General features: G+C 42.5%; 10 protein-coding genes and 1 pseudogene. 3 read left to right on the top strand and 8 right to left on the bottom strand.

All coding sequences use genetic code 11. The features are described 5' to 3' along the window. Window positions 1–372, bottom strand: a 372-nt coding sequence (locus A9957_RS07505) for a hypothetical protein (protein WP_394328856.1), incomplete at its 3' end; no start/stop codon positions are given. A 152-nt stretch (window positions 373–524) separates the two neighbouring features. Between A9957_RS07505 and A9957_RS07500 the strand changes: the two genes are divergently transcribed. From A9957_RS07500 to A9957_RS07490, 3 genes are all read left to right on the top strand, one after another. Then, on the top strand, window positions 525–1097 hold the full coding sequence (locus A9957_RS07500; protein ID WP_128754775.1) for a helix-turn-helix domain-containing protein: 573 nt from the start codon (window positions 525–527) through the stop codon (window positions 1095–1097). A gap of 9 nt (window positions 1098–1106) precedes the next feature. Further along, complete coding sequence (locus tag A9957_RS07495) at window positions 1107–1511, top strand: thioesterase family protein (protein ID WP_128754776.1); 405 nt, start codon at window positions 1107–1109, stop codon at window positions 1509–1511. 61 nt (window positions 1512–1572) lie between these two features. Next, on the top strand, window positions 1573–3189 hold the full coding sequence (locus A9957_RS07490; RefSeq protein ID WP_292343728.1) for an AMP-binding protein: 1617 nt from the start codon (window positions 1573–1575) through the stop codon (window positions 3187–3189). 12 nt (window positions 3190–3201) lie between these two features. On the opposite strand, the gene A9957_RS07485 is transcribed toward A9957_RS07490, so the two are convergent. From A9957_RS07485 to A9957_RS07455, 7 genes and pseudogenes are all read right to left on the bottom strand, one after another. Continuing rightward, on the bottom strand, window positions 3202–3333 hold the full coding sequence (locus A9957_RS07485) for a hypothetical protein (RefSeq protein ID WP_277749696.1): 132 nt from the start codon (window positions 3331–3333) through the stop codon (window positions 3202–3204). Between the two features lie 85 nt (window positions 3334–3418). Further along, window positions 3419–3808, bottom strand: coding sequence for a response regulator (locus A9957_RS07480; RefSeq protein WP_292343726.1), 390 nt, complete (start codon window positions 3806–3808; stop codon window positions 3419–3421). A 2-nt stretch (window positions 3809–3810) separates the two neighbouring features. Continuing rightward, window positions 3811–5988: a histidine kinase dimerization/phosphoacceptor domain -containing protein gene (locus A9957_RS07475; RefSeq protein ID WP_292343724.1), complete on the bottom strand. Its 2178-nt coding sequence runs from the start codon at window positions 5986–5988 to the stop codon at window positions 3811–3813. After that, a complete protein-coding gene (locus A9957_RS07470; protein WP_292343722.1) occupies window positions 5981–6802 on the bottom strand; it encodes a winged helix-turn-helix domain-containing protein in 822 nt (273 codons plus the stop codon). Before A9957_RS07470 ends, A9957_RS07475 begins: the two co-directional genes overlap by 8 nt. Window positions 6803–6812: 10 nt before the next feature. Further along, window positions 6813–7595 carry a winged helix-turn-helix domain-containing protein gene (locus tag A9957_RS07465; RefSeq protein ID WP_096711258.1) on the bottom strand — a complete coding sequence of 261 codons (783 nt, stop codon included), beginning with the start codon at window positions 7593–7595 and terminating at the stop codon, window positions 6813–6815. A 98-nt stretch (window positions 7596–7693) separates the two neighbouring features. Continuing rightward, a pseudogene (locus A9957_RS07460) lies at window positions 7694–9070 on the bottom strand (monomethylamine:corrinoid methyltransferase). Window positions 9071–9088: 18 nt separating this feature from the next. Further along, on the bottom strand, window positions 9089–9360 hold a 272-nt coding region (locus A9957_RS07455; protein WP_292343720.1), incomplete at its 5' end, for a cobalamin-dependent protein.

Here is a 9360-nt window from a genome sequence, read left to right as displayed (position 1 = left end):
TCTCTGATCTTCCCACAAACCATCTTCACTTTTCAGTGTAAATACACCAGGTTCTTTTTTCTGGTTTCTCCACACAACTGTGTCTGTTCTATTGATTTCTCGTACTTTAGAACCAATATAAAAACTGTTTATCAATATATAGTGAGTCTTTGGAGTATATTCCTCCAATTCCGTATCATTGGCTTCACTTACATTATCTTCTTCATCCACATCTTCAGCTGGCTGGATATCTTCAGCTGACTGATTATCTTCAGCTGACTGATTATCCTCACCATTTACTGGAACCTGCTCATCCTGATCCGTCGTATCCTGTGTTGTACAGCCCAATCCCAGCAGGGATATTACAATTAAAAGTATGATTATTTTTTTCATTCGACCACTCCTCTAATTATTTGTTAAATAATAATTATCTCTACATTTATCAAACTTTCCGGCATAAATAAACATCAAAGATATCTATTTAAATATATATGTCAATATGTGCCGCGGTCATTTTCATTAATGTATAAAAGGAGAATGCATCAATGTCTGTAAAAAACCCCCTCGGCGAAAAGATAAGCCAGCTCAGACAATCCAGGGAGATGTCACAGGAAGAACTGGCAAAAGCAAGTAACAACGATGTTGAACTGATAGATAAACTGGAAAACGGAGCTCTTGTTCCTTCACTAACACCTCTTTTTAACATTGCAAGAGCCCTGGGTGTCCGACTTGGCACCTTTCTTGATGATGCTCCCCAGAACGGCCCGGTGTTTGTAAAATCAGGCAAATCGAAACATGTTGTCCGCTTTTCCGGCAAATGCTCCAATTGCAAAGAGAGTTCACTTGAATTCAACTCATTAGCGGCTGACAAACAGGACCGCCATATGGAGCCTTTCATAATTGATGTACATCCACAACAAGGAGAACACCCCCTATCATCCCATGAGGGAGAAGAATTTATTTATGTGCTGGAAGGTGAAATCGAGATTCTCTACGGAAAAGAGACATACAATCTTGAAGCCGGTGACAGTATCTACTACGATTCCGTAGTTCCCCACGACCTGCATGCAGTAGATGAAGATGCAAAGATAATGGCAGTTGTATACACACCCTACTAAGGAATTCCTATGTTCACACTAACAGTTACCCCACGTTTTGGAGATGTTGACGGCCTTCGTCATGTAAATAATACCGTAATTCCCGAGTGGTTCGAAAAGGGGCGAAATCCTATATTCCGAATATTCACTCCAGATCTGGATCTCACTCCGGAAAAGTGGCGGCTTATTATGGCTCGCACAGAATTCGATTTCCTGGGAGAGATGTATTTTGACGGGGATGTCGAAATACGTACCTATATTGCCCGCCTTGGTAATTCCTCTTTTACAATCGGGCATGAAGCCTGGCAAAGAGGAGAATTAAAAGCAAAAGGCAAAGCAGTAATTGTACATTATGATTTTATGGAAAAGAAGTCTTTACCAATTCCACCTGAGATACGTGCAAGGCTCGAGGAACACCTGATAGAGGAACAGTAAACATAAAGGAGCTGGTACTATTCGTTTTGAAAACGAGACTATAACAGATGTCTTCGAAGAGATGGTTAAAAAATATCCCCAAAAGGATTTTATGGTTTATCCAGACCGGAATCTTCGTTTTAATTACAGTCAGTTCAATGAGCGTGTGGATGACCTGGCAAAAGGTTTGCTTGCCCTGGGACTTAAAAAGGGGGACCACATAGGCATATGGGCCCGCAATGTACCCGACTGGCTGACTTTCCTGTTTGCAACTTCTAAAATCGGCGCAGTCCTTGTAACTGTAAATACCTCATACCGAAGCCACGAACTTGCTTATGTGGTAAAACATTCAGATATGAAAGCACTGGCTATAATCGATGGATTCAGGAATGTGGACTATGTTCAGACTGTTTATGACATTGTGCCTGAACTCAAAACACAGCAAAGAGGAAATCTTACAAGCCAGGAATTCCCTGAGCTAAATCATGTAATCTATATCGGACAGGAAAAACACAGGGGCATGTACAATACCCGTGAATTGCTTCTGCTTGGAAAACATTGTCCTGACTCCGAACTTGCAAAAATAAAAGCTTCCACTACCGCTGATGATGTGGTCAACATGCAGTACACCTCCGGTACAACCGGTTTCCCAAAAGGAGTAATGCTGACCCATAAAAATATCCTCAACAACGGTTATTACATCGGTGAAAAACAAAAATTCACAGGTCAAGATCGCCTGTGCCTGCCTGTGCCCCTATTCCACTGTTTTGGGATTGTGCTCGGCGTACTTGCGGCCCTGAGCCACGGGGCAACGCTGGTTATGATTGAAGCATTTGATCCGCTTCTTGTACTCGCAGCAGTCCAGAAGGAAAAATGTACGGCCCTTTATGGCGTACCTACCATGTTCATTGCAGAACTCAACCATCCAATGTTCGATATGTTCGACCTGTCATCCCTGCGTACAGGAATCATGGCAGGGTCACCGTGTCCCAAAGAAACCATGAAAAAAGTCATTTCAGATATGCACTGCGATGAGATCACAATTGCTTACGGGCTCACGGAAGCCTCTCCGGTAATGACCCAGACCAGTACCGATGATACCATTGAAAGGAGGGTCAGTACCGTAGGTATAGCAATGCCACAAATCGAAATCAAAATAGTTGATCCGAATACAGGTGAAAAACTCGGCCCCGGACAACAAGGTGAAATCTGCTGTCGCGGCTACAATATAATGAAAGGTTACTACAAAATGCCTGAAAAGACAGCCGAGACAATTGACAGGGATGGATGGCTCCACAGCGGTGATCTGGGGACCATAGATGAATATGGGTACTACAAGATTACCGGACGTATCAAGGACATGATCATTCGTGGCGGGGAAAATATATACCCAAGAGATATCGAAGAATTCCTGTACACCATAGACGGTGTCAGGGATGCACAGGTGGTAGGTATCCCTGATGACAGGTACGGTGAGATCGTAGGTGCTTTTGTAATGCTTCAGGAAGGAACTGACCTGAGCGAGGAAGACATACGCGAGTACAGTATGGAAAAAATTGCACGGTACAAAGTTCCAAAACATGTATTTATAGTGGATGAATACCCAATGACAGCAAGTGGTAAAATCCAGAAATTCAAGTTGCGTGAGATAGCGACTGAGTTACTTGAAAAGCGCAAACATGGAGAAGAGCAGATTTAATTCTCGCTCTTTTTACTCATGAAGTGATATGTCATAATCCAGCGCCGTTGTTTTTTTAGCAAATTCACTGCCACTATGTATCAGTTCATCTGTGCTTCTTTTCAAATTGGCAGGAATGTCGGGTCGGTTTTTCTCTCTGCTCAACAATATCCATCAGTGTACTGTCAGTGACATGAAATATTGATTGGTTCATTGCTTAATTAGTTTGTATGAACAAAGGTAAATTATCTCAATTCCCTTTTTCTTTTCGGAATTTGTGAAGAGCGATCTCAATGGTAGTACTCAGGTCTTTTTCAGTAAAAGGTTTCAATATATATCCATCCGGATCTGTTTCTTTGGCTTTCTTAAAAGTTACATCATCCGAATGAGCCGTAAGATAAACCACCGGCAGAGAAAATCTATCTTTGATTGTTTTGGTTGCTTCAATACCATCCATATCCCCTTTAAGCCTGATATCCATAAGTACCAAATCCGGGAAAGTTCCTTCTACCTTGATGATAGCATCCTTTCCCGTAGAAGCAATGCCTGAAACAATATAACCCAGATCTTTCAAACGGCGTTTAATAACCATTGCCACTATAGCTTCATCTTCTACAACCAGTATCCTTGAATTTTTCAATATCACACCTCTTTATCCCTAAAAATAATCCTGAAACAGGTCCTGTAATCTGTAGTATCAAGTTCAATATCCCCTTCTATCTGGCTTACGAGATTGGAAACAAGTTGTAATCCCAGTGATTCGGTATTTCTGAAGTCGATATCATCCGGGAAAGCACCCCCTGAATCTTCAACATTAAGTATTAATTGACCTGCAGACTTAAAAAAGTCAATGCTGATTTCCCCATTCTCACCCTTAATAAAAGCATGTTGCAGGGCATTTGAGGTCAATTCATTGATAATAATGCCCAGAGGTACGGCAGAATCCATATCCAAGTATAGATTCTCGATATTAAGATGAATTTTGATAATATCCTCATCAATATTATAGGAATTGATGAGGTGTTCAACAAGATCTTCAATATAATCCGATAAATTAAGACTGGTGAGGTTTTCTGAATGATACAACTTTTCATGGATCAGGGCAATTGAACGTACCCTGTTCTCACTTTGCCTGAAAGCCTCTATAACGTCATCCGATTTGAAATTGAGAGATTCAAGGTAAAGAAGACCGGAGACAACCTGTAAATTATTTTTAATCCTGTGATGAATCTCCTTAATTCGAATCTTTCCCATCTTCTTCAAAGCCTCTTCAGCCTTTTTACGTTCATTGATATCCAGAATGATTCCCTGTAATTTATTTGAATGGTTTGCAGAGAAGTTACCGATGAAAGTTCTCTCCTCAACCCACTTGATCTCTCCATCCCTCGTAATTATTCGATATTCATAATTAAATTCCTTATCACCCCTGTTAATTGCTTCAAGGAGATTCTGCTCAACGTTTCCAAGATCTTCAGGCACTACTATATCCGCATAGGTAATGTTGCCCTTCGTAAACTCATCCTGGGTATAACCAAACTGGGAAATGTTCCTGGATACAAATTCTACCGGCCAGTTTTTCTGGGACTTCCACTTGAATACGATGACCGGGCTGCGGTTTACTACATCTTCCATTTCTGCACGCAACCGGTTTGCGTCCTGTAGGCTATCAAGCACCTCATTGAGTCCTTCCGGAATCTTCTTGAAATCAATGTCTACATCCGTATTTGCCCTGATGTCAAGGTCACCTTCCAGAGCTGAATCCGAAATTGTCCTGAACTCATCCACAATCCCGTTTATCCGATTGTTAAAGGAAGCTGCGATAAGATATGCCATCAGTCCCATAAAAACGATAGAAAATGTATAGATCGTAAACAGATCCGACCGCAGGGAAGCTACGCCTGCAAAAATCTCATCCTTCGGGACAGAAAGAAGAATTGAATAATTGCCTGTCGAAATGGGTTCATAAAAGAGTATCACATCCTTCCCGTTTGACGGGTCAACGATATCGACATAACCACTTTTGCCCTTTTCAATATCACTGGCAACCTCATGAAAGACGGGATTATCAAAGTCCCTGAGTTTTTTGGAACCAATCCAATCCTTATTTGTGGGATGGGAAATAATAATACCGGTATTGCTTACCATAAACAGATAACCGGTCTCAAACGCCTTTACACTACTAACCGTATTATCTACGTAATCCAGACCTACATCCACCCCGCCTATACCTATGAATTTATCGTTTTCAATTATCGGGGAGACATAACTCACAATCAAAGCACCCTGATAGAAATAGGGCTCGGTTAAAACATCCTGCTTTGCCCGTTTTGGTAACTGGTAATAATCTGATGTACTGTAATCAACAAGTGGCTCAACATCTATATCCCCCCCTATCCTGTTCCAGTAGGGAAGAAACCTTCCCGTCCCATCATGAGCTGTGGTATTTATGTAACGTTCATCCTCTCCATCAAAAGCATCGGGCTCAAAGCCACTATAAGTTCCTATCAGCTGAGGATTATCCTCAAGTATGCTGCGTACTACATGACTGGCTTCTTCTCTTGTAGAAGAATCATGAATAGCACCCATTGTGGTGGCTATATCCCTTGCAATAGCCATATTGGACTTCATATCTGCATTGAACTGGTTGGCATAACTTTGTGCCATTTTAGCAGATTGGTCATAAGCGAGCTGTTCCTCCTGTGAAGTAACCGTTGATATGACTATTGAAGATGAAATCGACAGGATGAGAAAAACACTGACCACAATATAAAGAACAAGTTTAAACCTCAGTGACAGGTCTTTCCATGCCAAATCACTCACTTCCGTTTATGATTTCAGACAGCATCTCAGAGGAAACAGGAACAGAAAGGTCACGACAATAAACAAATAGCTGTGTCCCCCAATCAATTGAACCTTCAGTGAAACTTATTATGTCCCTGTGGTCATACATGTGTGATTTATTGAAAAAACAGAAGTAAGTAAAATCATCACCAATAATCAATGAAGGAATGTAGTCGTTTTCCCGGAAAAGCCTTTTATCAACATTTTCCTGCTCGATCAGTTTTTGTATATCTGAAGGCGATTCGGCCAGTATTCTTTCCATTACTGAACCCGTAAAAATCAATTCCAGATTCTTGCCTGCAGAAGAAAGGGAATTAAAAAATTCAACATAATCAGGATGGAAAAAAGAAATCAGACATTTAATATAATTGGATTTGAGCATATTTGAATGTAACTGCAGTTGCAGATCATACATGTGGTCAAGATCGGGTTCAATAACTTCAACTTCACCCAGCTGACCTATATTTTCCACCAAATGGCGGGGAATTGCCTCCATATCGCGTGTGTCCCAGTAATACTCCTTTGAATCAAAAACATCAAGCATACATGCAAGTGGTGACAGGTTTTCAACTATCAAGCGCCCGGTAGTTGTAAGGTCATAGATCCCCTCATCATCTTTGAAGACAAGGCCTTTTTCCCGTAACTTTTTGATTTGAGGAAGAATGGAGGAAGAGGTTACATTTAGATGCTCTTTTACTTTTTTTATATCAGTGGGACCTTCAAGCAAAAGCAAAAGGAATCTTTCTCTCTTGTCGGAAAGAAAAATAGTGTCAATAAGTTCCTGTGGAGTCATCTAATATCCTTCAAATTTCAATCTTTTCACAAAGAGAGCAATAATAGTCGAAAAGCTCATCTCCCCATTTAAGGGCACTCTCGTCAAAACTCATTATATCTTTATGATCATAACGGCCGTTTTTATCAAGAAAACTTATGTAAGTAAACCAATCTGAAGTGTCAAGGCCCGGAGGTCTGCTATTTTCCGGGAAAATATACACATGAATATGCGGAGCCCTTATAAGGCGGGTCATTTTAGAATTGCATGACTGCTTCATTCTTTCAAAAACCGGTGGTGTCATAATCAATGACATGCTCTCTGCATGTTCCATTAATTCACAATAAATATCAGGATATTCCGGTCGGTAAAAAGAGATTATCGATTTTATATTTTTGGACTTGAGCAGGTTTTCAGTGAATTCCCGGGGAATTTCAAATGTATGGTTCAGGTCTGGTTCAATCAAAAGGTAATTTCCAAGTTCATACAGCCTGCGAAATAATTTTGGTGGTAGTTCACTTAAGTCATGTTCTTCCAGATAGGCATTATCATTGTTCACCATCTCTATCGTGTTCAAGAGAGGAAGCATTTTCTCAACAATTAATTCCCCAATCGTGGAAAGACAGTATTGATCACCCTCTTCAACTATCAGGTACTTCTCTTTCAGTTTTTTTATCTGGGGCATCATCCCCCTGGAAGTCACATTCAGAGATGTCTTGATCTGATCGATGTTCCTGGGACCTTCCATTAAAAGAAGCAAGAGATTTAATCTCTTATCAGAAAGCCAAACCGTATCACTTAGCGAAGAACCCATTATATCGGATAGCTGATGGAAGTGTATATTATTAATAGTTTCTGTATAAAAAAGGGAAAAACAAGATCGGTATCATATACCGATCTTGACCAGTGGTCTCAGAACACCAGACCCAGGTCTTCGAGTTTCTTCTTTGCCCCGTCATAGACCTTGACGTATTCCTCGGTCGGTGTAACGGTTGCAACATCATAACATTCCTGGAACGTCTTGCCTGCAGGCGCATTGGCATAATCGCCTTCATAGCTTGCTACAAGTTTATCCAGAATCTGGTTGACAGTATCGATATCCATACCAGCGGTTGCACGTGCGACTTCTCCCATCATACGTGCTTCCATACCGGTAGTCTTGTCAGTTATGACCCCCTTTGCAGATGCAACACCGGACAGGATCTCACGACCGGATGCCGTATCGGTCATGGACTGGGCAGCAGCCTCAAGCAGGCACATCTCGGTACATGGACCTGCACATGGATAGTACTGGTTACCGGACAGCAGATCTGTGAACTCGGAAATGGTGGCACATGTCCAACCTGCGATCATAAGGGTCTCACGGGTATTGGTGGAGCCCCAGCGAATGTGCACAGGACCATCAAGGTGCCAGCTGGCACTGCTCATTACCATAGAGTTCAGGTGGGTTGCAACATCGACAATGGCTGTTTCCTCAACACCGCCGGCGTAGCCTCCAAAGATAGGCATCTGTTCATCCATGATGATGTCACTGTTACCCTTGTAGTGGGCAATGACAGCGATTGCGTCAAGATCGATCTTAAGTTCGTTCAGCTGGGATACTTCGTGGCTGTCGTTGGAGTTCATACCACCGGCACAGTCTGCACCGATGTTACCCTGAGCAGACAGAGAAGTCTCAGGGCCCTAAACTGCCATACCGGGACGACCTGCCATGGAAGCGGCGGTCCTGATCTGCCGGGTTTCGGATTTGGATGCAAGAACTTCGTAAGGACTGCCGGGTACAGGAGATTTACCACGGGCAGAGGTCATTACACCGTTGACGATGGTGTCACATTCTTTCTCAAGAGCGTAACTCATGTGCACAGGCATGAAGACATCTTCAGATATTGGGGAACCGGTTGGACCACCCTGCACGATTGGTTTTCTCTTGTCACCTACACTACGCTTGCGGCAGTAGACTGCGTCACGACCGCTACCAAGCTGGAATTCCCTGTGCGGATTGTTGATTGCATCCCAGATCTCGTCTTCTGTGTATTTGACGATACGGTGGGTGTCGGTACACCAGATACCACAGTCCAGAAGCATCTCGAAACCGGCTTTGAACAGCCTTTCCATCTGGTCCTTGTCGGTTGGAACAAATTCCTTACCAAAGTCAAGATTGTATTTCTGCTTCAGTTCCATTGACTTCATCGGGATGGTCATTAAGTCCCAGTCATCCTGGGTGCATTTCTCACCGGTCTGGGCACGGTCATAAAAATCATAGCAAGTTACGGATTTGGTAAATGTCATAAATTAATCCTCCAGATTTTATTTCATTAAGTCAAGAGCCACGTTTGCGGCTTCTGCTGCGTTTTCTGCTGTTGCGTCAGCACCGATTTCCTTAATCCAGGAATCTGTGACCGGAGCGCCACCGAACATTACTTTTACAGAGTCACGCAGACCTTCTTCTTCGAGCAGACGCATGACGTCTTTCTGGCCGAGCATGGAAGTGGTCATAAGGGCAGAGCCGGAGAGCAGAAGTTTCTCGCCTTTGTGGGCTGCTACTTCTTCGATGACCTTGTCGTTGGGTACGTCAACAC

This window comes from Methanohalophilus sp. DAL1 (genome assembly GCF_001683555.1).
Lineage (GTDB): Archaea > Halobacteriota > Methanosarcinia > Methanosarcinales > Methanosarcinaceae > Methanohalophilus > Methanohalophilus euhalobius.
Note: the sequence above shows the minus strand (reverse complement) of the source record. Positions and strands in the feature narration are given on the sequence as shown.